This window comes from Paraburkholderia sp. Tr-20389 (assembly GCF_017104565.1).
GTDB lineage: Bacteria > Pseudomonadota > Gammaproteobacteria > Burkholderiales > Burkholderiaceae > Paraburkholderia.
Genome location: NZ_JAAGPD010000001.1, coordinates 722339 through 746818, shown reverse-complemented (window position 1 = coordinate 746818; position 24480 = coordinate 722339). Strand labels below are relative to the sequence as shown.

Here is a 24480-nt window from a genome sequence, read left to right as displayed (position 1 = left end):
ACGATGCATTGAGTGGGCGATATGGGCCGTGACGGCCCATATCGTTTCTTTGTCGGCGAATGAATTACACCTGGAAGTAGCGCGGATGGTCGATATCGGCGATCAGGCCGGCCTGCTTCGGTTGCCAGTCCAGCAGCGCGCGCGTTTTCTCGCTCGACGACGGCACGCCCATCCCCGCAAAGACCGCGAACCAGCCGAAGTGTGCCGCTGCTTCATCGGCGGACAACGAGACCACGGGCACATTCAGGCGGCGCCCGATCACTTCGGCGATCTCCTTGAACGGCACGCCTTCATCGGCGACGGCGTGATAGCGCGCGGGACCGTTGCCGCGTTCCAGCGCCAGCCGATAGACGCTCGCTGCATCGAGCCGATGCACGGCGGGCCAGCGGTTGAGCCCTTCGCCGATATACGCCGACACGCCTTTTTCGCGTGCGAGTGCGATCAGAAGCGGCACGAATGCATGGTCACCGTCGCCATGCACGGAGGGCGGCAGGCGCACCACCGACACCCGTACGCCGCGCTGCGCCAGTGAAACGGCCGTCGCCTCCGAAAGACGCGGATAGGCCGCCGATGGGGGCACGGCATTGTCGTCCTCGGTCGCGAGCGGGCCCGACGCGTTCAGCGCCAGGCCCGACGTTACGAGCAACTGACGTCCGGAGCCGGCGAGCACGGCGCCGAGCGCTTCGATGGCGCGCCGGTCGGTTTCGCAGTTGTCGACGAACTTCGAGAAGTCGTGGTTGAACGCGGTGTGAACGACGGCGTCCGCTTCCGCTGCGCCGCGCTCGAGGCCGTCGAGGTCTTCGAGCGTACCGCGCTGCACCTGCGCGCCCGTTGCGGCGAGCGCTTGCGCACCGGCATCGGTGCGGGCGAGTCCCAGCACCTGATGCCCCGCGGCGACCAGTTCGTTGACCACCGCCGAGCCGACGAATCCCGTTGCACCCGTCACGAACACACGCATGATGAAATCCTCCTGTATCGATGAAGCGTTACTATCGGTGCATCGCTTATCGGGGTGAAGTAGTGACGTCTTACAGGTATACGGACTAACAGGATGAGCATGGACGCAAACGACAATCTGCTCGGGATGTACCTCAGAGACCGCCGCACGAAGCTCGATCCGGCGGCGCTGGGGCTGCCCGTGACGCGCCGGCGCACGCCGGGTTTGCGGCGCGAAGAGGTTGCGCAGCGCGCGAACGTCAGCGCGACGTGGTACACGTGGCTCGAACAGGGGCGCGGCGGTGCGCCGTCGGCTAACGTGCTCGACCGCATCGCGCGTGCGTTGATGCTGACGGACGTCGAGCGCGAGCATCTGTTTCTGATCGGCCTCGGGCGTCCGCCGGAGGTTCGTTATCAGGCGCCCAACGGCGTGACGCCGCGCATGCAGCGCGTGCTCGATGCGATGGAGTTCAGTCCCGCGCTGGTGAGAACTTCCACATGGGATATCGTCGCGTGGAATCGAGCGGCGCAAGCGGTGCTGACGGACTACGCGGCGCTTGCGCCCCGCGAGCGCAACATCCTGCGTCTGATCTTCCTCGATGCTCATGTGCGCGCCGCGCAGCCGGATTGGGAGAGCGTCGCGCGCTTCGTGGTCGCGGCGTTTCGCGCCGATGCGGCACGCAGCGGCGCGGCGAAGACCATTCAGGCTTTCGTCGATGAACTCAGTCAGCTGAGCCCCGAATTCGATGCGATGTGGCGCGCCAATGACGTGCGCGCCAACGACGAAGGCACGAAGACGATCGTGCATCCGCTGCTTGGGCTGATCGAGCTGGAATATTCGGCGTTCGCGGTGCACGGGCGGCCGGATCTCAGCCTCGTGGTCTACACGCCCGCATCGGAGGTCGCCGAAGAGCGCGTGAAGTTGCTGATCTCCCGCTATGCGGATGGCGTTGGCGTCTAGCTCAGACGGGGAAACCTTGCGCGAAACGCTCGCGCAGATAGCCGACGAACAGGCCGACCGCGCGCGGCACATGTGACGCGTAAGGCCGCACGATATACAGCTGCTCGGCGAACGCACCCGTCACGCGCCAGTCGGGCAACACGACCACCAGCTTGCCCGCCTGCACGGCGGCCTGCGCGGTGAAGTCCGGCACCAGCGCGATGCCCAGGCTTTCGAGTGCGGCGTCGCGCAGCGTCTCGCTGTTGTTGGCACAAAACGGGCCTTTCACGGGCAACGTGATGGGCCGCGCGGCGTTCTTGCGCGCCGACTTGCGCTCGAACGACCACATCGGCTCGCCCATCGAGCGCGGATAGAACAGGCAATCGTGCGAGGTGAGGTCGTCCGGCGACTTCGGCGTGCCGCGCTTACGCAGGTAGGCACGCGTCGCGACGATCACGGAATGCGTGTCGCACAGCTTCCACGCGACGTGCGTATCGGGCGGCTCCGCGCTGTGGCGTATCGCGAGGTCGAAGCCTTCCGTGGCGAGCGACACGAGCCTGTCCGACACTTCGAGCTGCACGCGGACGGCCGGGTTTGCCGACAGAAACTCGGGCAGCTTCGGCACCAGTTGCTGCCGCGCGAATGCAACGGGTGCGGTCACGCGCACCTGTCCGCGCGGCACGCCCGACAGTTCGCGCACCTGCGCGAAGCTCGCCGCAATCTGCGCATATTGACCGCGCGTGGCGTCGACGAGCTGCTGGCCGGCTTCCGTCAGGCGCACGCTGCGCGTGGTGCGCTGCACCAGCGAAATGCCCGCCGCGCGCTCCAGCTCGGAAATGCGCTGGCTCATCGCCGCCTTGCTGACGCCGAGGCGCGCGGCCGCCGCCGTGTAGGTGCCCTGTTCGGCGAGCATCGTGAGCCAGTGCAGATGCGTCCACAGATCTTCGATATTTTGCGTTTCCATACACTCATTGTTCACGATGGCAAACATTGATTTCAATGTTAGCCTCTTTCCAGCGTGTCCGCGCCTTTCTACACTTCAATCAACGCCAATCACGAAGGAGGAGCCGACATGCAAGCCTATACCGACAGCGCAGACGTGGGTCATTTCATTCACGGCCAGCGCGTCAGCGGCACGGGAAGCCGTAGCCAGGCCGTTTTCAACCCCGCCACGGGCGCGCGAGCCCGCAAGCTGCTGCTCGGCGAAACCGCCGATGTCGAAGCGGCCGTCGCCAGCGCGAAGGCTGCGTTTCCGAAGTGGGCCGATACGCCGCCCATCCGGCGCGCGCGCGTCATGCTGCGCTTCCTCGAACTGATGAACCGTCATCGCGACGAACTGGCCGCCATCATCACGGCCGAGCATGGCAAGGTGTTCTCGGACGCACAGGGCGAAGTGTCGCGCGGTATCGACGTGATCGAATTTGCATGCGGCATTCCGCAACTGCTGAAGGGCGATTACACGGAACAGGTGTCGACGGGTATCGACAACTGGACGATGCGTCAGCCGCTGGGCGTCGTCGCGGGTATCACGCCGTTCAACTTCCCGTGCATGGTGCCGTGCTGGATGTTCCCGGTTGCAATCGCGACGGGTAACGCGTTCATTCTGAAGCCGAGCGAGCGCGATCCGTCGGCCGCGCTGTTCATGGCCGGGTTGTTGAAAGAAGCCGGGCTGCCCGATGGCATCTTCAACGTCGTGCAGGGCGACAAGGTCGTCGTGGATGCACTGCTCACGCACCCGGACGTCAAGGCGGTGAGCTTCGTCGGCTCGACGCCGATTGCAAACTACATCTACGAAACGGGCGCGAAGCACGGCAAGCGCGTGCAAGCGCTGGGCGGCGCGAAGAACCATATGGTGGTGATGCCCGACGCCGATCTCGACAAGGCCGTCGACGCGCTGATCGGCGCCGCATACGGCTCGGCCGGCGAGCGCTGCATGGCGATTTCCGTCGCGCTGCTGGTCGGCGACGTGGCCGACAAGATCATGCCGATGCTCGCCGAGCGTGCCCGCACGCTGATCGTGAAGAACGGCATGGAGGCCGATGCCGAAATGGGCCCGATCGTCACGCGCCAGGCGCTGGAGCGGATCGAAGGCTATATCGCCGAAGGTGTGAAGGAAGGCGCGACGCTGGTGGTCGACGGTCGCGGTCTGACGGTACCGGGTCATGAAGACGGTTTCTTCACGGGCGGCACGCTGTTCGACAACGTCACCCCCGACATGCGCATCTACAAGGAAGAAATCTTCGGTCCGGTGCTCGCGTGCGTGCGTGTGAAGGACTTTACGGAATCCGTCGAACTGATCAATGCGCATGAGTTCGGCAACGGCGTCGCGTGCTTCACGAGCGATGGTCACATCGCACGCGAGTTCGGCCGCCGCATCGAGGTCGGCATGGTCGGCATCAACGTGCCGATCCCCGTGCCGATGGCATGGCACGGTTTCGGCGGCTGGAAGCGCAGCCTGTTCGGCGACACGCATGCATACGGCGAAGAGGGCGTGCGCTTCTATACGAAGCAGAAGTCGATCATGCAGCGCTGGTCGGAGAGCATCGAGAAGGGCGCCGAGTTCGCGATGCCCACTGCGAAGTAAGTCACGCGCAATAAACTGAGAGAAACGCAGCCCTTTTACAGGGGCTGCGTTTTTGTGTTTTGGCGGATTGGTCCGAAGTTAAATCAAGCGTTTGTGCATCGAATCGATTCGGCTCGATCTCCGGATTATTCCCGATTTGAAAACTGTGAATTCTATGCAGCCCGGTTTGTCGATCGCGTGAGTGCGCGTAGTCTGACATCAAAGGCCGACGTTTGAGGCTCGACGTCGTGGCAGGCTCTACTGAGGATCAGGCAATGAAGCGCGAATCTTTGAACTTCCGGAATATCGACGACCATAGCGGCGCAGGCGTGCGCGTCCGCGTCGAAGCGGTATCGAGCGAGCAAGCACAAGAGGCCGCTGTGCCGCGTAACTGGGCGTGGGCGCATTTCAGCGATTCATACGACTGGATGGACTCGCATAGTCCCGCTGTCGTGAATGGCCTGCTCGATTGAATCGATTGGGCAAAAAGATATTGCCGGCCGCAATACAGCATTGCAGCCGGCATTCATGCGCTAAAGCGCGGGCTCAAACCAGCGTCAGTGTCACGTCGATGTTGTTGCGTGTCGCGTTCGAGTACGGGCACACGATGTGAGCCTTGTTGATCAGATCCTGCGCAGCATCACGGTCCATACCAGGCAATGAAATCTTCATCGCAACTTCGATGCCGAAGCCATTCGGAATCGTTCCGATCCCGACGCTGCTGTCGATCGACGCATCGGCGGGCATCGCGATCTTGTCCCGTGCGGCAACGAATTTCATCGCACCGATAAAGCACGCGCTATAACCGGCCGCGAACAGTTGTTCCGGGTTGGCGCCTTCTCCGCCTTTTCCGCCGAGTTCCTTCGGCGTCGTGAGCTTGAAATCGAGGCCGGCGTCCGGCACGGTGGCGCGTCCGTCGCGGCCACCCGTTGCGGTTGCGTGCGCGGTGTAAAGGGCCTTTTCGAGCGACATGGCAAACTCCTTCGATGAAGTCCTGCGTGTTGTTGGAAGACTGCGGGTCAGGCCTGTTTCGATGCTTTGAGCTTTCGATACTCCAGGGCGGGCAGACCGCCCCAACCCCAATTCTCCGTGGGCACCTCCTCGATCACGACGAAGGTGGATTCCAGAGGCTTGTGCAGCACGTCGAGCAACAACTGGCTCACGCCGTTGATCAACTGCGCTTTTTCTTCGGCGCTCACGCAGTCCGCGCCCGGCGTCGTGCCTTCGCGCGTGACCTGATAGTGACTATCGGCATCTTGCTCCCCTCGATCGTAGTTGAGGAATGGGGCGTCCGTCAGAATGCCGCCGTGGTGGAAGCTTTTACCTGTCGAGACGTGCCGAACGCCGACACTTTTGCCGCCGCTGCCGGGTCAGTCCGCAAGCAGTGCGCCTGCTTTCGCCACGCCGTCTGCGCGCCCAATCGCTTGACGCACAGACCGCATAGTGTTGCAAAGCTCGCGTTTTCTTGCAGACGAAGGCGCGCTTCGACGTCTGGAGCCTCGACGTGCCTCAACCGGCTGACCGGCCACGCCTGTCGTCAACCCGCCTGACCGGGGCGCGCGAGTTGCTCGCGCACGGCGGCATCGATCTGGTCGTAATCGCCTTCGCCGAAGTGGCTATAGACGACGTGTCCCTGCTTGTCGATGAGATAGACCGCGGGCCAGTATTGATTGCCGTACGCGTTCCATGTCGCGTAGCTGTTGTCCTGCGCGACCGGGTAATGCAGGCCGTATTCGGCAATGGCGGCGCTGACCTTCTTCGTTTCGCGTTCGAACGCATATTCGGGCGTGTGCACACCCACCACGACCAGTCCCTGATCCTTGTACTTCTGATACAGCTTCTCGACATGCGGCAGCGTATGGACGCAGTTGATGCAGGTGTATGTCCAGAAGTCCACCAGCACGACCTTGCCGCGCAACTGCTGCATGGTCAACGGCGGCGAGTTGAGCCATTGATCGATGCCCGTGAATTCCGGCGCAGCGTGATTCTTCTCGATGGGAACGGCAGTCGAGGCGCCGCTGGTGGCGACCACTGCGCCGAGCGCGGCGAGGGCGGCCACTGCGGCGACGGTGATCGAGGTCTTGATTCGGGAGAACATGTCGGCGTCCTTTAGGTGGAAGACATGGACGTATTGAAACGATCGCGCGTATCTGCGCTGTGTCGTCATGTCGCGCATTTGAATCGTCTTGTATCAGGCGTGCGCTCCGATACATTGGGACACAAATGAACCTGTGCCGTGCGCTATAACGAAGGCGTTATTCGAAGCCGGAGAGCATCATGAAACGTCTATTGGCAATCTTGTTCTTTCTTGCGGGCGGATTTGCCGCAGAACTCGCGCATCCCCTTCAGTGCACGCTGATCACCGCGAGCAGCGAGCAGCAGAAGCGCCGCAAGGCGCAGTGAAATAGCGCTGGCTTTGTATCCCGATGTATTCGCGATGCACGCCGATACATAAAGCTGCAAAACGTATGCATAGGGAAGCAGGCCAGATACTTTCACAGGTTCAAATATCTCAACGTTGGAGATCGCTGCTGACCGCGCGCACTGCGCAGCAGCGATCTCTGTGAGTCAACCCACTCTCGTGAGATAGAAACCATGAAACTCCAGTCGATCATCGTCGCTGCACTTTTCGCGCTTCCCATCGCTTCGTTTGCGCAGTCGAACCAGCCTTTGACTCGCGCCGAGGTTCGCGCGCAACTGGTCGAACTGCAACAGGCCGGCTACAACGCCGCTGTCGATGCCACGCAATATCCGAAGAATCTGCAGGAAGCCGAAGCGCGTATCAGTGCGCAGAAGTTCGCGGCGAACTCTGCCTATGGTGAAGCGGACGGGGCGAAATCGGCATCGGGCGCGCGTGCGAAAGCACGCGAAGTCGTTGGACTGGATTCCGTCTACGCACGTCCTTGAGCAAGCTTCGGCTAGCGCGCAATGCACGCGCATGATGCGTGTGCATTGCGCCGGTGAGCGCTACGTCTTTGGTGTACGATGAGCGTCGACCCGTAGGCCGCGCAAAGGCCTTAGGGAATTCATCGAGGTACCCAGCATGGATGTCGCCGACCTCAAGGTCTTCGAGGCAGTGGCCCGTCATGGCAGCATGAACCGGGCGGCTGTCGAACTTCACACCGTTCAGTCCAACGTGACAGCACGAATCCGCTCTCTCGAACGCGAGATCGGTGTCGCGCTGTTTCAACGGCACGTGCGCGGCGTGAGTCTGACGCCCGCGGGTCAACGGATGCTGCCGTACGCTGCGCGTATCGCCAAGCTGCTCGCGGATGCGCGACTCGCCGCGCTCGACGATGGCCCGCCCGCAGGCGCGCTCGCGCTGGGCACGCTCGAAACGACGGCGGCGCTGCGCCTGTCGCCCATCCTCAGCAACTTCGCAGGGATCTATCCGGATGTGCGCCTGTCGCTGACCACGGGCACGAGTTGCAGTCTCACGGAAGACGTCGCCGCGTGCCGGCTCGACGGTGCATTTGTTGCCGGCCCCGTCGATCATCCCGATCTGCATGCCGAGATGATCTTCCAGGAAGAACTGGTGCTCGTGACGTCGCGCAACGTGCGCTCGATCGATGCGCTGCCCGCGTCGCCCGACCTCAAGACGATCGTGTTCAGACTGGGTTGTTCGTACCGTCAGCGGCTCGAAGCGCTGCTTGCGGAGAAGGGCATCGTCACGGCCACGCCACTCGAATTCGGCTCGCTCGATGCGATCATCGCGTGCGTCGCGGCGGGGATCGGCGTGACGTTATTGCCGCGCGGTGTAGTTGCCAACGCGGCCGAGCAGGGGATCGTCGCGCTTCATGGGTTGCCGCCCGAGAAGGCGCAGGTGGCCACGCTGTTCATCCGTCGTCACGACGCGTATGTTTCAAGCGCGATGCAGGCTTTCGTCGAAGTCACCCGTTCGCAGCTTGGCCCCGTGATGGCGGCTGCCTAGATTAGCTGCTCAAGCGGCCCGCTGCTCGGCATGGAGAAACGGCATGCGGCGCCGTGCGCCGTTGAGGCGAAAGAACTCTGTGCAAAAGTCGACGAATGTCCTGAAGCGCGCGGGCAGCAATTCCCGATGCGAATAGAACAGACAAACTTCGACTTCGCTGTCCGAGATCGAACAGTTGGGCAATACGGGAACCAGCTTGCCCATCGCCACATCTTCACGCGCAATCGCTTCGGGTAACTCCGCGATGCCGGCGCCCGCGAGTGCCGCTGCGCGCAGCAACACGTCATTGCCATCCATCGACGACATCGGAATCACCTGAACGGGTGCGCCGTTTTCGCTCATCTGCACGTAGTTCGTGTTGCGCTGGCGTGATTGCGTCGGCAGCAGCAGGAAGTGCTCGGACAGATCAGCGGCGCGCCGGGGTATGCCGCGCTGCGCGAGATAGTCGGCGGACGCGACGAGCGAACGCGACGACCTGAACAAGGTTCTGCGAATCACGGCCGACTGTTCGACCTGATGCGGCGGCAGCATCGCCATGTCGAACTGTCCGTCGTAGAGATTGACGGCGCCCTCGTGCACGGACACGACGAGGTTCACATTCGGCGCAACCTCGCGATAGCTCGACAGAAACTGCGAGAACGTATCGCTGACGAGCATCGGATGAATCACGAGACGCAGCTTGCCGCTGTCCACCTCACGTTCGCGCATGATGCGGCGATTCGCTTCTTCGAGTTCTTCGAGCAGCCGGCAGCAGCTCAGGTAGTAGGATTGCGCCTCTTCCGTCAGCGTGACGGAGCGTGTGGTGCGATGAAGCACGCGCGTCTGGATGGATGCTTCCAGCTTCGCAATCGCCTTTGAAATGGAACCCGTCGTCACGCCCAGCGAGGCAGCCGCCTTGCTGAAACTCTGATGCTGCGCCGCCGAGACGAACGCCTTCAACATATAAAGCTGGTCCATGTTCAACCTCTGCTCCGTTGCCGCTGAACTGCACTGGCACCACTCTAGCAACAGATCACGAGGAGAACGCGCGGTTTGTTTTGATAGGGGTATCACCCGCGGTGATAGCCGGTCATCACGGGCTTGTCTGGCGGTAATGGAATAGTCGTCTTAGCCGGCCGCTTGCAAGCGCGGATCGAAATCGAACTCGAGCCGGATGCCGCCAGGTTCATAGATCATCGTGTGACGCTTGGGTCCCGGGCCCAGATTCTCGGGCGCAAACTCGACCTTCACGCCGGGCCACTGCGAAACGCGCCTGAAAATTTCGTCGAGTGCTGCTTCGCTGCCGACGCGCAACGCAAGGTGATGCAAGCCGACGTTGCTCTTGCGATCGAACTCGACGCGCCTGTCCTGATTCGTGATTTGCCACAACGTCACCATCACGTGCCCATCCGATACGAAGGCAGCGGGGTACTCCGGCCTTTCGCCGACCTGGGTCCAGTGCAGGCATTCCACGAAGAAATCGCGTGTCAGGTTCAGATCGCGAACGCTCAGTCCAACGTGATCGATGCCGGCGGTAAGTGCCTGGGTAGTCATGTCGAGTCTTCCTGTGCAGTGTTTTGGGCGCGGCTTTCGCGACGCAGGGGCGCTACGCAGTGATAGCACGCGAAACGCGCCGAGGCAAAAGCCGGGCACCCGTCGTGGCCGATGGTGGTCATTATAGGGACGCCCTGCCGCGAAAATTCTTGAGCGGCGGGAAAGGAAGTGTTGCGATCCTGGCATCGCGTGCGATCCGGCGCTTTTTCTTCTGTGGAAACAATCGACGCAGACAAACGTTTGCCAGTTGGTCATAGGCGCGGCGTCGTGCATACTTGCCGGTTGTATGCATCCGCGCAATCGCGATGCAGTAAAAAAGCCAAAGAAGCTACTGAGAGGAGAGAACGAGTCATGCCGTTGGTGCCGCTGTCGCAACGGGAAGTCACGATCGGAGTTCCGCTGCCGTTTTCCGTCTATACGGCGGACGGCAAGCTGCTGATGGGCCGCGGGCACATCGTTCAGAGCGCGGAGCAATGCGAGCGACTCTTTGCGTTAGGACCGTTCAGGCATCTGCTTCCCGGCGAACGCCGCAGCGACACGCTGCCTGCGCAGGAAGACGGCGCGGCTGCACCCGCCGCTCGCACGCGGCGCGATCACGACGAGCAGACATTCGTCGGCCCATTTCCCCAGGCGGGCTGCACCCCCGAAGACTTCGTGATCACACTGGCCAGCGGTCCGGCCATCTCTTCGCGCACGCGCTTCGTCGGCGTGCTCGACGATGTCAGCCTGCTGCTCGCGGGCAAGGATGTCGATCCCGCGTTCGCGCCAGGCGAGGCCGTCGAAGGCCAATTCATCGCGGGACGCTACCGGCATGCGTTCGAATCGGAAGTCATCGGCCGTCATGCGACGCCGTTCGACGTGCTGTATCTGCGCTATCCAACGGAAGTCCGCTCGCGTGCGCTGCGTCGGCACGTGCGTATCGGCATCGACGTGACGGCGCACCTGTCGAGAAACGACCGGCCGATGGCGGGTACGGAAGTCCGTGCTGTCGATCTGAGCGCGGCCGGCGTCGGCCTGCTCGTGAACTCGAATTCGCTCGCGCCCGGAGAACATTTCAAGCTGTCGTTGCCGCTCTCGCGTGCGGGCCGCGTGCGCACGGCACCGCTCAACTGCATCGCGCGCAACCGCCGCACGAAGGGCGGGGAAACCCTGGTGGGCGCCGAGTTCGGCAACACGTCGGGCGACGTGCGCGCACTGGTGAAAGACTATGTGATGGATGTGCTGACGGGGGCCGTGCCCGCCGAGCGCAATCCGTTGCACAACGGCGGCTTCGCTTAGGTTTTCGATCCGGCTGCGTTCAGGCCGGGACGAAAAAAAGCCGACGTTCTCGTCGGCTAAATGGGTTCTCGTGGTTACGAGGGGGTGCACGGGAACCGGTTTGGATCATAGGCGCTGAAACATGAAGAGATGCTTAAGCGCTGTCACACTTTCGTCGTAATCGAAGCGATGCCGCTCACGTCGCGCGCACGGAAAGTGGTCGATGTTTTGCCCCGCCGCGACTGCACGGCGCGGCCATTCCGGCCGATCGCCTCTACCCGTCCACGCATCAGTTTACGTAAGGCACGCGCAGCGCCGGAAATGCACGGCGAATGAAGCGGGCGAGCCCGAACGCAGGCCGCACAGCCAGACGGGGCGGGGCTCGCAACCCACAAGGCTGGCAGAACTATACCTACATATGATTCTCGCGGCGGCCCTGTTCCCATAAGATGAACTCACCATGAACGGCATTACGCAGCAGCGTGCCGTTGTCAACTAACGGCCGAGGAAAGACGCTTGCACAACCACCCGATCGCTTCAGTCATCGACGACGACGAATCCGTCCGTATCGCGATGTCGAGCCTCGTTCGTTCGCTGGATTGGGATGTCCGGCTCTATGCATCGGCCGAGGCGTTTCTCGCATCCGGCATCGCGAGCAATGTGGCCTGCATCATCTCCGATGTGCAGATGCCCGGCATGAGCGGTCTCGACATGTATCGTCACTTGCTGGAAATGGGCGTCACGCAGCCCATCATTTTCATCTCCGCTTTCGCATCCGACGCGGTGCGCCGCCAGGCGCTCGACCTGGGCGCGATGTGCGTGCTGACCAAGCCCGTCGACGGCGGCGAGGTATCGCGCTGTCTCGCGAAGATAGGGCCCGGCAGAGCCGGCGGCGAATGAGGCAGACGCGGAGGCGGGCGCGCGTCGCCGCGCCGCGACCCCATGTCAGAGGATTTCGAGGCGTTCGGATACACTGCAATCCGGATCGAAATGGGCCGGCTTCCTGGATGTCCGACTGTCGGGCGGCGCATGCAGCGGCGCGAATCGGGGTTGCGCCGCCCGCAGACAAACGCTCGCGAGGAATGCCTATGCCGAAGATGTGCCGTCCGCCCCACAGCCATGCGACACATCGCATGCACGGAGCCTCATGATGTTCCGTCAGGGCGCAGGCATGACGTCGCCTCGCGACGCGCGCATTCTCTTTGCGCTTGCCGTCGTCGTCGGCGTGACCGTCTTCGTGATCGACGCGCTGACACCGCTCGATATCGCCATTGCCGTGCTGTACGTGGTCGTGGTGCTGCTGGTTGCGTCGACGGGCTCGCGCCAGGCCGCAATCGCCACTGCCTGCACCTGCGTCGTGCTGACGCTCGTCGCGTTCATGATGTCGCACGACGTGAACTACTCGGGCGGCTCGATCGCGCGCTGCGTCGTGAGTCTGCTCGCAATCGGTACGACGTCCTTTCTCGCGCTGCGCAATCAGGCGAACACGGCACGGCTGCAGGAGCAGATCCAGCTGCTCAACCTGACGCACGACGCGATCGTCGCCTACGACATGAGCGACCGCATCACGTTCTGGAATCAGGGCGCGGAAGAACTGTACGGCTGGACTGCGAACCAGGCGATCGGCCAGCGCATTCACGAACTGACCCGCACCTCGTCGTCCATTCCCATCGACGCACTGCGCGACGAAGTGGTGCGCAAAGGGCGCTGGGAAGGCGAACTGGAGCGCGTGCGCAGCGACGGCAGTTCGGTCATCGTGTCGAGCCGCTTCGCACTATGGCGCGACGACAAGGGCAGGCCGCGCGCGGTGCTCGCCACCAACAACGACATCACGGTGCGCAAGCGCATGGAAGCCGAGTTGCTGAGGCAGCAGGAAGAACTGCGCGCGACCATCGACGCGATTCCGGGCATGGTCTGGAGTTCGTCGCGCGACGGCGAGCTGAGCTACATCAACCGGCGCTGGAACGAACTCGGCATCACGCTCGCTGGTAATAGCGGCGAAGTGTGGACATCGATCGTGCATCCCGACGACTGGTCCGCGATGCACGCGGCGTGGCGCGGCGCGATCGCAACGGGCAAGCCGTTCGAGAACGTGGCGCGGATTCGCCAGAGCAATGGCGCGTACCGATGGATGCATATCGGCGCCGAGCCGCTGCGCGATCAGGACGGCCGCATCCTGCGCTGGTACGGCGTGAATACCGACATCGAAGAGCGCAAGCAGGCCGAGCAGGCGCTGGAGCGCAGCGAGGCTTTCCTGTCCGACGCGCAGCGTCTGAGCCGCACGGGCAGTATCGCGACGCGGCTGCCGGCAGGCGACATGTGGTGGTCCGACGAGGTCTACCGGATCTTCGAATATTCGCCCGATTACATGCCCGCCATGCAGCTGATTCTCGCGCGCACGCATCCCGACGATCTCGCGCGCGTGCGCGATGCCTACGCTGCGGGTCTGTCGGGCGCGCCTTATGTCGACGTCGAGCACAGGCTGCAGATGCCCGATGGCCGCATCAAGTACGTGCACTACGTCGCGCATCTGGCCGTGCCGCAGTCGGCGAACATCGAATACGTGGGCGCGCTGATGGACGTGACGGAGCGGCAGCTCGCGCAGGACGCGCTCGACCGCTCGACGGCGGAACTCGCGCACGTGACGCGCGTGACGATGCTCGGCGAACTGGCCGCGTCGATCGCGCACGAAGTCACGCAACCGCTCGCTGCGATCGTCACGGCGGGCGATGCCGCTACGCGCTGGCTGAATCGCGCGAAGCCCGATCTCGGCGAAGTGGGCCAATCGATCAGTCAAATGGTGCGCGACGCGAAGCGCGCGAGCGACGTGATCAGGCAGATTCGCGCGATGGCGCAGAAGCGCGACCCGAGCCAGGCGGTGCTCGACCTGAACGGTATCGTGAGAGAATCGATCGAGCTCGTGCGGCGCGAACTCGATGCCGCAAGGGTCGAACTGGAAGCGAGCTACGCGGAGCCGCCGCTGTTCGTGTGCGGCGATCGCGTGCAGTTGCAGCAGGTCGTCATCAATCTCGTGATGAATGGCGTGCAGGCAATGGCGGGCGTGACGGGGCGCGCGCGGCATATGCGGATCGGCACGCGCCGCGTGGACGGGCATTACGGGCAGGTCGCCGTCGAAGATTCGGGAACGGGTATCAGCGGGGAGAGTGTCGGGCGGCTGTTCAACGCGTTCTTCACGACGAAGGCAGATGGGATGGGCATGGGTCTGTCCATCTGCCGGTCCATCGTCGAGGCGCATGGCGGGCGTATCTGGGCCGAGTCCGAAGAAGGGCGGGGCGCGACGATGCAATTCGTGTTGCCGATCGATAAAGGAACGTGCGATGAGCAGTGATGAAATGAACGACGCGAATCCGTCGATCGTCTATGTCGTCGACGACGACGATTCGATGCGCGCGGCCGTCTCGATGCTGCTGCGCTCGGTGGGCTTGCGGGTCGAGACGTTCGCATCCGCGCAGGAGTTCCTGTCGTTCGACAAGCCCGATATGCCGAGCTGCCTGATTCTCGACGTACGCCTCAAAGGCCAGAGCGGTCTCGCCGTGCAGGAGCAGATCGCGGCGGGCGACGTGCGCGTGCCCATCATCTTCATGACGGCGCACGGCGACATCGCGATGTCCGTGAAGGCGATGAAGGCGGGCGCGATGGACTTCCTCGCCAAGCCGTTCCGCGATCAGGACATGCTCGACGCCGTCGCCAGTGCGCTCGCGAAAGACGAAGCGCGCAGGAAGTCCGAACGTTCGGTGTCGGAGCTGCGGCGCATGTACGAGTCGCTGACGCCGCGCGAGCGCGAGGTGATGGCCTTTGTCGCAAGCGGCCTGATGAACAAGCAGATCGCCGCCGAGATGAACCTCAGCGAGATCACCGTGAAGATCCATCGCGGCCAGGCGATGAAAAAGATGGAGTCCCGTTCGCTCGCCGATTTCGTTCTGAAGGCGGAAGCGCTCGGCGTGAAGTCGCTCGATTCCGGCACGTCGCCGCGCACGCACCGCGGTCCCTGAGGCTCCCTGGCGGGCTGGCGATCGCTGTCCCGTCTCTTCCTTCCCGAGTGCGTAGCGAACGCGGCAAAGCGTTCGTTTCGGGTCTCTTCCTGCTTCTTTTCTCCCTTGTTTCTGTTCGGTTCTCGCGCGAGTGCGGCGACAGGACGCACGCGTTCGCGCGCATCGTGAAGGCGTCCGCGTCCGCATGCGTCGGGCTGCACGTCTATTAAACCTTCATATAGGTTGATTCAACCATTCGACTGTGTGAGCAACCGTATGTACGGCTAGGCGCGCCGGTTCCGTGCGATTAACTTTGATTCATCGCGGCGCCGCTGTTTCGGGCCGCAATCACATCACTGAATCGGATGGACCTGCGATGACCTCCACTATGCTCGATCTACCCGCTCACCTCGCCGATGTCGTCTCCCGGTGCCCGGCGCCTTCCATCGTCGCGGAAGAGCATTGGCGGCGCATGAACGCCTCGGCTTTCGATATGGCGGCGCGTGGCGGCAACGTCGTCGTCGCGCGCTGGACACACGCGGGCAACGCACCTCTCGCGGTGGCGAACGAAGGCAGCGTCGCCGATCACTGCATCGGGCTGAATCTGAAGTGCGCGGCGCTCACATTCGATCACGCCGGCCGCCGGCTCGTGCATGGCCGCCTGACTGCCGGTGCGGTGCAGGTGACGGCGCCCGGCGTGCCGACCAAAGCGGTGTTCGCATCGTCCGCCGATGTGCTGCATCTGTTCGTTTCGCAACAGGTGCTCGGCGAGTGCTACGAGGATCTGTTCCAGCACACGCGCGACGGCGACATCGTGCTCGACGATCCCGAACTGATCCGCGACCCGGTGCTTGAACGACTCGGTCAGGCGCTGGCCGTTTCGCAGAGCAACGACGCCGCGCTCGGCAAGATCTTCACCGACAGCGTGAGCCTCGCCATCGTGTCGCGCGTCGTCGCCCGTCATTTTGCCGGTGCGGCGCGGCGTGCGCGCGAAGCCGCGCCGCTGCCGCAGTGGCGCATGAACCGCGTGATCGAATTCGTCGATGCGCATCTCGCCGAACCCATCGGCCTTGCCGAGATCGCATCGAGCGCGGGTCTCACGCGCATGCATTTCGCCGCGCAATTCCGCCGTGCAACGGCTCTGCGTCCGCATGAATATCTGCTGCGCCGCCGTGTCGAGCACGCACAGCATCTGCTCGTGACGTCGAAGCACAACGTGATGGATGTCGCGCTTGGTTGCGGATTCCGTTCGCAGGCGCACTTCACGACGGTCTTCAAGAGGTTCGTCGGCGAGACGCCGCACCGCTGGAAAGAGAAGGCCGGCGGCGCACGCTGAGCGGCGCCGTTCCTCCGACAATCCAGAAGCAATGCCTGAACCGATCGCTTTCCAAAGGAGTTTCCACATGCTGGCAAACGCAAACGCGATGGATCCGTGGACGCAGACCATCGGCCTGCTGAACACGCCTTCCCGCCTGATGGCTGACGTGGAAGGGCGCGCGCAGTCGCGTCGCAAGACACATTGCGCCGATGGACGCTTCGGCGCCGCGGTGACGCTGATTGACCGGCCGACGCCGTCGACGGCTACGATCGCGTGGCGCGATTCGACGCGCGGCTGTTTCGGCGACCAGGTCTGGCGCATGGCGCGTGCTCGCATGTCGGGCTTCTGCGCGATGAGCGGGCAGGCTATCCATCCCGGCGACGCCGTGTACAAGCCGAATCCGCGCCCCGCGCCCGTCAATGCGGACGCGATGATCCTCGCTCGCGTGCTGCGCGACGCGGCGATCCTGTGAATGTGCGTGCCGCTTTCGCGCGGCGTGGGGCCGCGCGTGCTGATGGACGTGTAGCCTGGCGTCGCCATTTAGACGGGATTCCGCGGCGCTGCAAAGCGGGGAACGTGCTTTGCTCAGGCGAAACTACTTCGACCATTGGAAGTGGAGGCGAACATGTCCAGCACGAAGAAGGAACAGAACCCGACTAGCGAGAAGCCGGAGCATCGCGTGGACGAGGCAATCGAAGACTCGTTTCCTGCGAGTGACGCACCGGCGCAAGGCGGCACGACGCGCATCGAATCCGATGACGAAAAACCGGGTAAAGACAAGCGGGATCGATCGGGAAGCGGCGGCGGGTGAGAGTGCGCGCGGCCGTAGCGCAGAGATGCCGGATCCAGCGAGGTAACGGAGCGTATCGGCGAAGATACGGCGAGCGCCACGCAGGCGCGTGCGGTTCGATCTACGTCCAGTATTTGTAGTCCGTCACGCCGCGCTCATAGCCGTGCGTTTCGTGACGGCCATGGCGGTTGCGCATCGACTGGCCGGACTCATCGCGCTTTTGTACCGCAGGCCTCGCCTGGGGCGCCACATGTTCTTTCCATGCCGTCGAAGAAACAGTGGCGTCCGCAACAGGTGCCTTTGCATCGGCCTGCGCGGCGAGCCGTTCCAGCGGCAATTGCGCGTTCGCACCGACCACGAGAATGGCCTGCATCAGTCCCGGCGCCTGGTATGCACCGGTCGCTGCCAGCGCGACGCTGCACGCTGCGATCACATAGGTAGCCCGGAAACGGGGAAAGGCGATGGTGCGCATCATGCATTCTCCACTACGCGCGCGAGACAACCGAAGGTCTGATTGGAGTGCTCGTTGAAAAGACGGCTGTCGAGCGCGGCTCTCAGGTGCGAAGTCAGAAACTCGATAAACGTCCTGATCTTCGCGTCGATGTGATGCCTGCTTGAATAAACGGCAAATACGCCCGTATTTTGAAGGCGCGATTCGGGAAACAACTGCACCGGCCTGCCGTCGCGGATGTCGTCGGTCACGCAGTGCACGGGCAATGCCGCGACGCCTGCGCCCGCTTCGGCCTCGGCATCTTCGAGGTCCGCGAGAATCTTCTTGCACTTCTGGTAGTAGCGCTCGCCGGGTTCCGTCAGCGATATCTTGCGCGTCGTCCGTTGCAGGAGTCTCGCCTGCAGATGGTCTTCGAGCGACGATACGGCGCGCGAGAAGATGCGCATGCTCAAGATCTTGTCCATGAAACCGTTCACCTCGTGCTGTCCGATCTGTTTTCTCTGGTGCGGAATATGACGCTTCACCGCTTGAGAGAAAGATAGAACGAGGCGAACGAATGGACCATCGTACGTTGGGACGCCCGCTTAATCCAGGTAGTCAACACTTCATACGTTGGTATAGGTGGATGGGTTCACGCGCTGCATCTTTTCCTGTCGACGGGGGCCGCAAAGCGTGACCGCCCGGACGGCGCGCGTTTCAGAAAATTTAAAGCCGGGAGCCGCGCGCGATGTGCCCGCGCGCGCATCGCATGCAGCAACGTGTTTAGTGAAAGCGCGATCTGTTTCGTCGCGCGCGCCGCGCGATGTCGAGCGCATAGGCAGCGCATGTCGAACCGGAAAAGCGAGCCCCGTCTGAACGTGAAGCACGTAAATTCACCGTACGTATTAAGGTTTTTTAATGATCCGACAAAGTATTCTCTACCCCGTATTGCTACGCTGCACGATGCGTCGGAAGAGCCGGCTGCACGGGAGCATATGGCCGGGGCATCGTCCGGCGCGGAGGAGACTGGATGAACAGGAATATTGCCGGCGTCGACATACCCGAGACCGCGCTGGCCCGGGCCGCATTCGATCACGTTCGCGGCATCGAATCCGAACTGCTGTTGCATCACGCGCTGCGTGCATTTCTGTTCGCTGCTCTGACGGGCGTCAGGGAGGCGCTCGAATTCGATCCGGACCTGCTCTATGTCGGCACGCTATTCCACAACGTCGGCTTGCACATGCGCTACAGCCGTTCGCCGAACCGGTTCGAGGTCGATAGCGCGAACGAAGCCCGCGAGTTCCTGCTCGGACGTGGCGTCGACGAATTCGCGGCGGAAGATGTCTGGAACGCGATTGCGCTGCATACCACGCCGGGCATTCCCGACCACATGTCCGCGCTCGTGTTGCTCGTCAGCGCGGGCGTGCAGATGGACATACGAGGCACACGCTATTTCGAGTTCACTTCGCAACAGCGCGACGCCATCGTGCAGGCGTTTCCGCGCGAACGCGGCTTCAAGACGAAGCTGATCGAAGCGTACGCGCGCGGCATGGAGCATCGTCCCGAGACGACTTTCGGCACCGTCAACGCGGACGTGCTCGACCGATGGGATCCGGACTACCGGCGCCTCAATTTCTGCGGGCTGGTGCTGGGATCGGAGTGGCCGAACTAGGCGGATGCCCGCCACATCAGAACATTCAGTCAAGGTTGATCGATGAATACCCCGGCACTTCTCTCTACCTCGCCCGATGCGGCCGCGCCGGACCTGGCGATGCCCTATTCGTCGCTGGAGTATCGCCAGCATCAGATGTTTCCGCGGCTGTCCGCTGCGGAAATCGGCAGCCTGCGCCGCTTCGCGCAGCCGATGTCGTTCAAGGCGGGCGCGCTGATCTTCGAAACAGGCCGCATTGCGCTGGGGCTGTTCGTGCTGCTGCATGGGCGCGTACGGATCTTTTCGCGCGACAGCTTCGGCCGCTCGACGCTCGTGACAGAACACGACGACGGGCATTTCATGGCCGAGATGGCGCAACTGTCGGGCAAGCCCGCGCTGATCGACGGCGTTGCGTTGACCGATTGCGAAACGCTCGTGGTCTCGCCGGAAAAATTGCGTGCGTTGATCGTCGCCGATGCGCAACTCGGCGAGCACATCATGCGCGCGCTGATTCTTCGCCGGCTGGGTCTGATCGAACAGGGACTGGGGCCGATCATCGTCGGCAACGGCGACGATGCGCGGCTGGTCAGATTGCAGGGTTTTCTGCGCCGCAATGCATATCCCGCGATGGTGATCGACGCACGCCATGACGTCGAAGCCGCGACGCTGCTGTCGGACATCACGACGGGCCCTGACGACTTCCCGCTCGTGTTCTGCCCGAACGGCTCCGTGCTGCGCGCACCCGACGAAGCGCAGCTCGCGTCATGCCTCGGTCTCGTGCCGACCTTCGAACGCTCGCACATCTACGACGTGGCGATCGTCGGTGCCGGGCCTGCGGGACTCGCTGCCGCCGTCTATGCGGCCACGGAGGGTCTGTCGGTTGCCGTGTTCGATCAGCGTGCGCCGGGCGGCCAGGCAGGCGCGAGTTCGCGCATCGAAAACTATCTGGGCTTTCCGACGGGCATCTCGGGCCAGGCGCTCGCGGCGCGCGCGTTCCAGCAGGCGCTGAAGTTCGGCGCGCATCTGGCGATACCCGGCAAGGTGATGAACGTCGATACGCAGGACGGCGCCTATGCGCTGACGCTGATGGACGGCCAGCAGGTCAGCGCGCGCACGCTCGTCGTCGCGAGCGGCGCGGCATACCGGAAACCCGTCGTCGCGGACTTCGACCGTTACGAAGGACGCGGCACCTACTACTGGGCGTCGCCCATCGAGGCCAAGCTCGTCAAAGGCCAGGACATCGTGCTGATGGGCGGCGGTAATTCGGCGGGGCAAGCGACCGTGTTTCTCGCCAACTTCGCGCGCAGCATCCGCGTGCTGATTCGCGGCGCGGACCTGAACGCGAGCATGTCGAAGTATCTGATCGACCGGATCGGCTCGCTGCCCAACGTATCCGTGTGCACGCGCTGCACGTTGAAGACGCTCGAAGGAGATGAAGCCGGGCTGACACACGTTCACGTGCGGCGCGAAGGCGAGGACGACGAGATCATCGAAACGCGCCATCTGTTTCTCTTCATCGGCGCGGATCCGAAGACAGACTGGCTCGCGTCGAGCGGCGTCGAACTCGATAGCCGCGGCTTTGTCGTGACGGGCTTTGCGCGGCGCACGCAGACACACGTCGATATCGGCATTCACTATCCGCTCGAAACGAGTCTGCCCGGCATGTTCGCGGTGGGTGACGTGCGCTCCGAATCGACGAAACGCGTGGCGTCCGCGGTGGGCGACGGCGCGGCCGTCGTCAGTCAGATTCATGCGTATCTCGCGCAATACAACACGGCGGCACAGAACATTTAAGAACAATTAGCCGCCGCTGTGCGTGGGACTCGCTATGCTTCGGCGCATGTCGAAGCGAGTGAGAGAGAACCCATGAAGAGTCTTCACGCATGGCGCGCAGCATGGCTGCGCGCGTGTCTGTTCGTGTCGTGCATGTGCGGTGCGGCGGCTTTGCCAGTCGATGCATTCGCTGCCGCGCCGATGGCCGGCACGCAAGCGCCCGGCTTCTACCGGATGACGGCAGGCGATCTGGAAGTGACGGCGCTTTCCGATGGCACGCATCCGTTCCCGATCGATACCGTCGTGCAAGGCGTGTCGAAAGCGGATATCCAGCGCGATCTCGACCGCGAGTTCCTGCAAGCGCCCGTGCAGGGGTCGATCAACGCGTTCCTGATCAACACGGGATCGAAGCTCGTGTTGATCGATGCCGGCGCAGGCGTGCTGTACGGCGATTGCTGCGGCAAGGTGATCGCAAATCTGCGCGCGTCGGGTTACCGTCCCGAAGACGTCGATGAAGTGCTGCTCACGCATCTGCACAAGGATCACGTGGGCGGCATCGTGACGAATGGTGCGATGACGTTTCCGAACGCCGTCGTTAGAACCAGCCAGGCCGAAGCCGACTACTGGCTCAATCCCGCGAACAGGTCGAAGGCGCCCGCCTTTCTCGGCAGCTTCTTCGACAGTGCGAGCGCATCGGTTGCGCCGTATGTCGCGGCAGGGCGCTTCAAGCCGTTCAGCGGCAACGATGTGACGATCGAGCCGGGCATACGCGCGCTCGTCGTACCCGGTCATACGCCGGGGCACAGTGCGTATGTCGTCGAGAGCGCGTCGCAACGGCTCGTCGTGTGGGGCGACATCGTGCACGTGGCGGCGATCCAGTTGCAGCACCCGCAGGCCTCCGTCGAATACGACAGCGACGCCGCCGACGCGAAGCGCGCACGGCGCGACATGCTGGATCTCGTTGCCGGACGGCGCGATCTCGTCGCCGCCGCGCATGTCGCGTTTCCGGGTGTCGGGCATATCCGCAAAGACGGCGCGACGTATCAGTGGGTGCCCGTCAACTACGACGCCGCGCCGCGACGATGACGATCGCACGTGACGGATGTGCTCGCTTACGCAGACGCGCTGTGTTGCTGGATGCCCGCGCACCGACTTCAAAATTTTCGAACGGATCGTTCGGATTTTTCCACCCATGCGCGAGCCGAGCCGTTCTAGACTGCCAAGCACATCAACCGGTATGCCGCATGCTACGCATCGTGTCCTGCTCGACCAGCGGTACCTGTCCAATCGTAATCAGCGGCGCGCGCCGTGAAGCGTGGCGCGCGCATGCCTGCGCTATCCGCTCATGATCCGCATTGGACCGCTCGACATCGATCTTGCGCGCCGTGAAGCGCGTGTCGACGGCAAGACGGTGCGCATCGGTAATCGTGCCTTCGACATACTCGAATTGATGATCGAGGCGCAAGGCGGGCTGGTGTCGAAGGACGCGATTCTGGAGCGCGTGTGGCCCGAAACGGTGGTCGGCGACAACAATCTTCAGGTGCACATGTCGGCGCTGCGCAAGCTGCTCGGCGACAGCCGCGACCTGATCAAGACCATTCCGGGTCGTGGTTACCGGCTCGTGCGCGGCGCGGCGACCGTACAGCGTGCCGACGAAAAGACCGCGAATGTCGAGCGGCGAACGGCCGTGCCGCACAACCTGCCTGCATTCAGCTCTGCGCTGGTCGGACGCGATGAAGAGATCGCTCACGTGTGCGATGCGCTCGGCAAAGCGAGTCACGTGACGCTGCTCGGCTCGGGCGGCATCGGCAAGACACGCGTCGCGATCGAGGTCGCGCGCCGCCTGATGGATCATGCGCCCGGCGGTGTTCATTTCGTTTCGCTGAGCGCGGCGTCGGACAGGTGCGGCGTGCTGGCGATGCTCGCATCCGTGATCGGCGTGCATCCCGATGGCTGTGACTCGACACGCGAACGCCTCGTCGAAGCGATCGGCGGCCGGCGCATGCTGATCGTGCTCGATAGCTGCGAGCATGTGGTCGACGCCGCTGCGCACCTTTCACACCATCTGTTGAGCGCGTGTCCGCAGTTGCGCGTGCTGTCGACGAGCCGTGAACCGTTGCGCATTCCATCCGAGACCTTGTACTGGGTTCCCGCACTCGACGTGCCCGAGCCGAACGACGACACGCCGCAGGTATTGCGCAGCAGCGCCGTCAGCCTGTTCCTGATGCGCGCGCGGGCGATCGACGCGCGCTTCGCCGCCGACGAGCCGAGCATCCACGTGACGGGCATGGTGTGCCGGCGGCTCGACGGCATTCCGCTTGCGATCGAACTCGCGGCCGCGCGCGCGGCGGTGCTCGGCATCGATACGCTTGCTGCCCATCTCGACGACCGCTTCGGCATGTTGACGGGCGGCACGCGCACCGCGCTGCCGCGCCATCAGACGCTCAAGGCGACGCTCGACTGGAGTCATGCGCTGCTCGACGAAGCCGAGCGCAAGACGCTGCGCCGTGTCGGTCTGTTCGCCGACCGCTTTCCGCTCGAAGCCGCGATTGCCGTTGCAGCGGACAGCGTGTTGCGCGAACTCGATGTGGTCGTCGCGATGGCGTCGCTGGTCGAGAAGTCGCTGGTGGTTGCAAGCACGGAGCCGGGCCATGCTGCGTTCCGCCTGCTGGAGACGACGCGTATGTACGCGCTGCAAAAGCTCGACGACAACGGCGAACGGCGCATGGTCGCGCTGAATCACGCGCGCTATCTGTCGGGGCTGATTGATGGCGGCTCAGCGGGAAAGACGGCTGGCGAAAGCTGGCGCAGCCGGATGCCGGCGCTGCTCGACGAGGTGCGCGCTGCGCTTGCGTGGGTGTTGTCCGATGATGGCGACGAGGCGTTGCGCGACACGTTGCCTGTCAATGCCGTCTTTCTGTTCCATGAGCTGTCGCTGATCGACGAGTGCTGCGTGTGGGCGCGGCGCTCGCTCGCTGCGTTGCCGGCCACGCACGACTCAGATTGCGCGTCGACGCGCATGCGCGCGCGGGTGCGTCTACTTGCGGCGCTCGGCGCGTCGCTTGTGCTCGTACACGGGCCCAATGCCGAGACACATGCGATCTGGAAAGAGGTGCTGGAGTCGGGCGACGAGACATTCGAGGCGCGCGCTGCGCAACTGCTGCATTCGGCATGTGCGAATGTGTGCGAAGGCCGCGACTTCGACGACTTCGACGACTTCAAGGACGCAGGGCAATTGCTGTTGCAAGCGAAAGGGTTGGTGCAGAAGCCGGTCGGCGCATCAGGCGAGCGCCGGCGTGCCGATGCGTCGACGCGGCTTTTGAGCTTCATGCCGTCGAGCAAGTACGCATGAAGCGTTGAGCGCAG

25 protein-coding genes and 1 pseudogene are annotated in these 24480 nt (G+C 63.3%); 17 read left to right on the top strand and 9 right to left on the bottom strand.

Annotated features, from left to right (window positions below; translation table 11 throughout):
- Nucleotides 1-64: 64 nt before the first annotated feature.
- The gene (locus G3N95_RS03395) at nt 65-958 is read right to left on the bottom strand and encodes an SDR family oxidoreductase (RefSeq protein WP_205968523.1); all 894 of its coding nucleotides are present in this window, start codon (nt 956-958) and stop codon (nt 65-67) included.
- A 93-nt stretch (nt 959-1051) separates the two neighbouring features.
- On the opposite strand from G3N95_RS03395, the gene G3N95_RS03390 reads away from it, so the two are divergent.
- Nucleotides 1052-1897, top strand: a complete 846-nt coding sequence (locus G3N95_RS03390; RefSeq protein ID WP_205968522.1) for a helix-turn-helix transcriptional regulator — start codon at nt 1052-1054, stop codon at nt 1895-1897.
- A gap of 1 nt (nt 1898) precedes the next feature.
- Here G3N95_RS03390 and G3N95_RS03385 read toward each other — a convergent pair whose 3' ends face one another.
- Nucleotides 1899-2840, bottom strand: coding sequence for a LysR family transcriptional regulator (locus G3N95_RS03385; protein WP_205968521.1), 942 nt, complete (start codon nt 2838-2840; stop codon nt 1899-1901).
- Between the two features lie 108 nt (nt 2841-2948).
- On the opposite strand from G3N95_RS03385, the gene G3N95_RS03380 reads away from it, so the two are divergent.
- Complete coding sequence (locus tag G3N95_RS03380; RefSeq protein ID WP_205968520.1) at nt 2949-4460, top strand: CoA-acylating methylmalonate-semialdehyde dehydrogenase; 1512 nt, start codon at nt 2949-2951, stop codon at nt 4458-4460.
- Between the two features lie 254 nt (nt 4461-4714).
- Entirely contained in the window at nt 4715-4912 is a 198-nt protein-coding gene (locus G3N95_RS03375) for a hypothetical protein (RefSeq protein WP_205968519.1), read from the top strand.
- A gap of 73 nt (nt 4913-4985) precedes the next feature.
- On the opposite strand, the gene G3N95_RS03370 is transcribed toward G3N95_RS03375, so the two are convergent.
- From G3N95_RS03370 to G3N95_RS03360, 3 genes and pseudogenes are all read right to left on the bottom strand, one after another.
- Entirely contained in the window at nt 4986-5411 is a 426-nt protein-coding gene (locus G3N95_RS03370; RefSeq protein WP_205968518.1) for an organic hydroperoxide resistance protein, read from the bottom strand.
- A 47-nt stretch (nt 5412-5458) separates the two neighbouring features.
- Nucleotides 5459-5694 (bottom strand): annotated as a pseudogene (locus G3N95_RS03365) (4-oxalocrotonate tautomerase family protein).
- 282 nt (nt 5695-5976) lie between these two features.
- Entirely contained in the window at nt 5977-6537 is a 561-nt protein-coding gene (locus G3N95_RS03360) for a thioredoxin family protein (protein WP_205968517.1), read from the bottom strand.
- Nucleotides 6538-6716: 179 nt separating this feature from the next.
- On the opposite strand from G3N95_RS03360, the gene G3N95_RS40835 reads away from it, so the two are divergent.
- The 3 genes from G3N95_RS40835 to G3N95_RS03350 all read left to right on the top strand — a co-directional run bounded on the left by G3N95_RS40835 (nt 6717) and on the right by G3N95_RS03350 (nt 8370).
- Complete coding sequence (locus G3N95_RS40835) at nt 6717-6842, top strand: hypothetical protein (RefSeq protein ID WP_277397979.1); 126 nt, start codon at nt 6717-6719, stop codon at nt 6840-6842.
- 192 nt (nt 6843-7034) lie between these two features.
- The gene (locus G3N95_RS03355) at nt 7035-7346 is read left to right on the top strand and encodes a DUF4148 domain-containing protein (protein ID WP_205968516.1); all 312 of its coding nucleotides are present in this window, start codon (nt 7035-7037) and stop codon (nt 7344-7346) included.
- Nucleotides 7347-7482: 136 nt separating this feature from the next.
- A complete protein-coding gene (locus tag G3N95_RS03350; protein WP_205968515.1) occupies nt 7483-8370 on the top strand; it encodes a LysR family transcriptional regulator in 888 nt (295 codons plus the stop codon).
- A gap of 9 nt (nt 8371-8379) precedes the next feature.
- On the opposite strand, the gene G3N95_RS03345 is transcribed toward G3N95_RS03350, so the two are convergent.
- Together G3N95_RS03345 and G3N95_RS03340 are read right to left on the bottom strand one after the other, a co-directional pair.
- The gene (locus G3N95_RS03345; protein WP_205968514.1) at nt 8380-9327 is read right to left on the bottom strand and encodes a LysR family transcriptional regulator; all 948 of its coding nucleotides are present in this window, start codon (nt 9325-9327) and stop codon (nt 8380-8382) included.
- Nucleotides 9328-9477: 150 nt separating this feature from the next.
- Nucleotides 9478-9903, bottom strand: coding sequence for a VOC family protein (locus tag G3N95_RS03340; RefSeq protein WP_205968513.1), 426 nt, complete (start codon nt 9901-9903; stop codon nt 9478-9480).
- Between the two features lie 351 nt (nt 9904-10254).
- Here G3N95_RS03340 and G3N95_RS03335 point away from each other — a divergent pair, with 351 nt between their 5' ends.
- From G3N95_RS03335 to G3N95_RS03305, 7 genes are all read left to right on the top strand, one after another.
- Nucleotides 10255-11181 carry a PilZ domain-containing protein gene (locus tag G3N95_RS03335; RefSeq protein ID WP_205968512.1) on the top strand — a complete coding sequence of 309 codons (927 nt, stop codon included), beginning with the start codon at nt 10255-10257 and terminating at the stop codon, nt 11179-11181.
- Between the two features lie 495 nt (nt 11182-11676).
- The gene (locus G3N95_RS03330) at nt 11677-12060 is read left to right on the top strand and encodes a response regulator (protein ID WP_205968511.1); all 384 of its coding nucleotides are present in this window, start codon (nt 11677-11679) and stop codon (nt 12058-12060) included.
- Between the two features lie 247 nt (nt 12061-12307).
- Nucleotides 12308-14509, top strand: a complete 2202-nt coding sequence (locus G3N95_RS03325) for a PAS domain S-box protein (protein ID WP_205968510.1) — start codon at nt 12308-12310, stop codon at nt 14507-14509.
- Nucleotides 14499-15173: a response regulator gene (locus tag G3N95_RS03320; protein WP_205968509.1), complete on the top strand. Its 675-nt coding sequence runs from the start codon at nt 14499-14501 to the stop codon at nt 15171-15173. The genes G3N95_RS03325 and G3N95_RS03320 overlap by 11 nt, the downstream gene beginning before the upstream one ends.
- 355 nt (nt 15174-15528) lie before the next feature.
- Nucleotides 15529-16488 (top strand): AraC family transcriptional regulator, encoded by a 960-nt coding sequence (locus G3N95_RS03315; protein WP_205968508.1) that lies wholly within the window; start codon nt 15529-15531, stop codon nt 16486-16488.
- A 67-nt stretch (nt 16489-16555) separates the two neighbouring features.
- Nucleotides 16556-16942 carry a DUF3331 domain-containing protein gene (locus G3N95_RS03310; protein WP_205968507.1) on the top strand — a complete coding sequence of 129 codons (387 nt, stop codon included), beginning with the start codon at nt 16556-16558 and terminating at the stop codon, nt 16940-16942.
- A 153-nt stretch (nt 16943-17095) separates the two neighbouring features.
- Nucleotides 17096-17281 (top strand): hypothetical protein, encoded by a 186-nt coding sequence (locus G3N95_RS03305; protein WP_205968506.1) that lies wholly within the window; start codon nt 17096-17098, stop codon nt 17279-17281.
- Between the two features lie 100 nt (nt 17282-17381).
- Here G3N95_RS03305 and G3N95_RS03300 read toward each other — a convergent pair whose 3' ends face one another.
- Both G3N95_RS03300 and G3N95_RS03295 read right to left on the bottom strand, forming a co-directional pair.
- A complete protein-coding gene (locus G3N95_RS03300) occupies nt 17382-17735 on the bottom strand; it encodes a hypothetical protein (protein ID WP_241018182.1) in 354 nt (117 codons plus the stop codon).
- A complete protein-coding gene (locus G3N95_RS03295; protein WP_241018181.1) occupies nt 17732-18175 on the bottom strand; it encodes a LysR substrate-binding domain-containing protein in 444 nt (147 codons plus the stop codon). Before G3N95_RS03295 ends, G3N95_RS03300 begins: the two co-directional genes overlap by 4 nt.
- A 545-nt stretch (nt 18176-18720) precedes the next feature.
- Here G3N95_RS03295 and G3N95_RS03290 point away from each other — a divergent pair.
- The 4 genes from G3N95_RS03290 (at nt 18721) to G3N95_RS03275 (ending at nt 24466) form a co-directional block, all read left to right on the top strand.
- Complete coding sequence (locus tag G3N95_RS03290) at nt 18721-19362, top strand: HD domain-containing protein (protein ID WP_205968505.1); 642 nt, start codon at nt 18721-18723, stop codon at nt 19360-19362.
- Between the two features lie 42 nt (nt 19363-19404).
- Nucleotides 19405-21135, top strand: coding sequence for an FAD-dependent oxidoreductase (locus G3N95_RS03285; protein ID WP_205968504.1), 1731 nt, complete (start codon nt 19405-19407; stop codon nt 21133-21135).
- A gap of 132 nt (nt 21136-21267) precedes the next feature.
- Nucleotides 21268-22200: an MBL fold metallo-hydrolase gene (locus tag G3N95_RS03280; RefSeq protein ID WP_241018223.1), complete on the top strand. Its 933-nt coding sequence runs from the start codon at nt 21268-21270 to the stop codon at nt 22198-22200.
- Nucleotides 22201-22459: 259 nt separating this feature from the next.
- Nucleotides 22460-24466: a winged helix-turn-helix domain-containing protein gene (locus G3N95_RS03275; RefSeq protein ID WP_205968502.1), complete on the top strand. Its 2007-nt coding sequence runs from the start codon at nt 22460-22462 to the stop codon at nt 24464-24466.
- The last annotated feature ends 14 nt before the right edge of the window (nt 24467-24480 follow it).

What these genes read in the sequence shown, in the direction of transcription:
- G3N95_RS03395 (WP_205968523.1), bottom strand. Translation starts at nt 958, where the DNA reads ATGCGTGTGTTCGTGACGGGTGCAACGGGATTCGTCGGCTCGGCGGTG.
- G3N95_RS03390 (WP_205968522.1), top strand. Translation starts at nt 1,052, where the DNA reads ATGAGCATGGACGCAAACGACAATCTGCTCGGGATGTACCTCAGAGAC.
- G3N95_RS03385 (WP_205968521.1), bottom strand. Translation starts at nt 2,840, where the DNA reads ATGGAAACGCAAAATATCGAAGATCTGTGGACGCATCTGCACTGGCTC.
- G3N95_RS03380 (WP_205968520.1), top strand. Translation starts at nt 2,949, where the DNA reads ATGCAAGCCTATACCGACAGCGCAGACGTGGGTCATTTCATTCACGGC.
- G3N95_RS03375 (WP_205968519.1), top strand. Translation starts at nt 4,715, where the DNA reads ATGAAGCGCGAATCTTTGAACTTCCGGAATATCGACGACCATAGCGGC.
- G3N95_RS03370 (WP_205968518.1), bottom strand. Translation starts at nt 5,411, where the DNA reads ATGTCGCTCGAAAAGGCCCTTTACACCGCGCACGCAACCGCAACGGGT.
- G3N95_RS03360 (WP_205968517.1), bottom strand. Translation starts at nt 6,537, where the DNA reads ATGTTCTCCCGAATCAAGACCTCGATCACCGTCGCCGCAGTGGCCGCC.
- G3N95_RS40835 (WP_277397979.1), top strand. Translation starts at nt 6,717, where the DNA reads ATGAAACGTCTATTGGCAATCTTGTTCTTTCTTGCGGGCGGATTTGCC.
- G3N95_RS03355 (WP_205968516.1), top strand. Translation starts at nt 7,035, where the DNA reads ATGAAACTCCAGTCGATCATCGTCGCTGCACTTTTCGCGCTTCCCATC.
- G3N95_RS03350 (WP_205968515.1), top strand. Translation starts at nt 7,483, where the DNA reads ATGGATGTCGCCGACCTCAAGGTCTTCGAGGCAGTGGCCCGTCATGGC.
- G3N95_RS03345 (WP_205968514.1), bottom strand. Translation starts at nt 9,327, where the DNA reads ATGGACCAGCTTTATATGTTGAAGGCGTTCGTCTCGGCGGCGCAGCAT.
- G3N95_RS03340 (WP_205968513.1), bottom strand. Translation starts at nt 9,903, where the DNA reads ATGACTACCCAGGCACTTACCGCCGGCATCGATCACGTTGGACTGAGC.
- G3N95_RS03335 (WP_205968512.1), top strand. Translation starts at nt 10,255, where the DNA reads ATGCCGTTGGTGCCGCTGTCGCAACGGGAAGTCACGATCGGAGTTCCG.
- G3N95_RS03325 (WP_205968510.1), top strand. Translation starts at nt 12,308, where the DNA reads ATGATGTTCCGTCAGGGCGCAGGCATGACGTCGCCTCGCGACGCGCGC.
- G3N95_RS03320 (WP_205968509.1), top strand. Translation starts at nt 14,499, where the DNA reads ATGAGCAGTGATGAAATGAACGACGCGAATCCGTCGATCGTCTATGTC.
- G3N95_RS03315 (WP_205968508.1), top strand. Translation starts at nt 15,529, where the DNA reads ATGACCTCCACTATGCTCGATCTACCCGCTCACCTCGCCGATGTCGTC.
- G3N95_RS03310 (WP_205968507.1), top strand. Translation starts at nt 16,556, where the DNA reads ATGCTGGCAAACGCAAACGCGATGGATCCGTGGACGCAGACCATCGGC.
- G3N95_RS03305 (WP_205968506.1), top strand. Translation starts at nt 17,096, where the DNA reads ATGTCCAGCACGAAGAAGGAACAGAACCCGACTAGCGAGAAGCCGGAG.
- G3N95_RS03300 (WP_241018182.1), bottom strand. Translation starts at nt 17,735, where the DNA reads ATGATGCGCACCATCGCCTTTCCCCGTTTCCGGGCTACCTATGTGATC.
- G3N95_RS03295 (WP_241018181.1), bottom strand. Translation starts at nt 18,175, where the DNA reads ATGGACAAGATCTTGAGCATGCGCATCTTCTCGCGCGCCGTATCGTCG.
- G3N95_RS03290 (WP_205968505.1), top strand. Translation starts at nt 18,721, where the DNA reads ATGAACAGGAATATTGCCGGCGTCGACATACCCGAGACCGCGCTGGCC.
- G3N95_RS03285 (WP_205968504.1), top strand. Translation starts at nt 19,405, where the DNA reads ATGAATACCCCGGCACTTCTCTCTACCTCGCCCGATGCGGCCGCGCCG.
- G3N95_RS03280 (WP_241018223.1), top strand. Translation starts at nt 21,268, where the DNA reads ATGTGCGGTGCGGCGGCTTTGCCAGTCGATGCATTCGCTGCCGCGCCG.
- G3N95_RS03275 (WP_205968502.1), top strand. Translation starts at nt 22,460, where the DNA reads ATGATCCGCATTGGACCGCTCGACATCGATCTTGCGCGCCGTGAAGCG.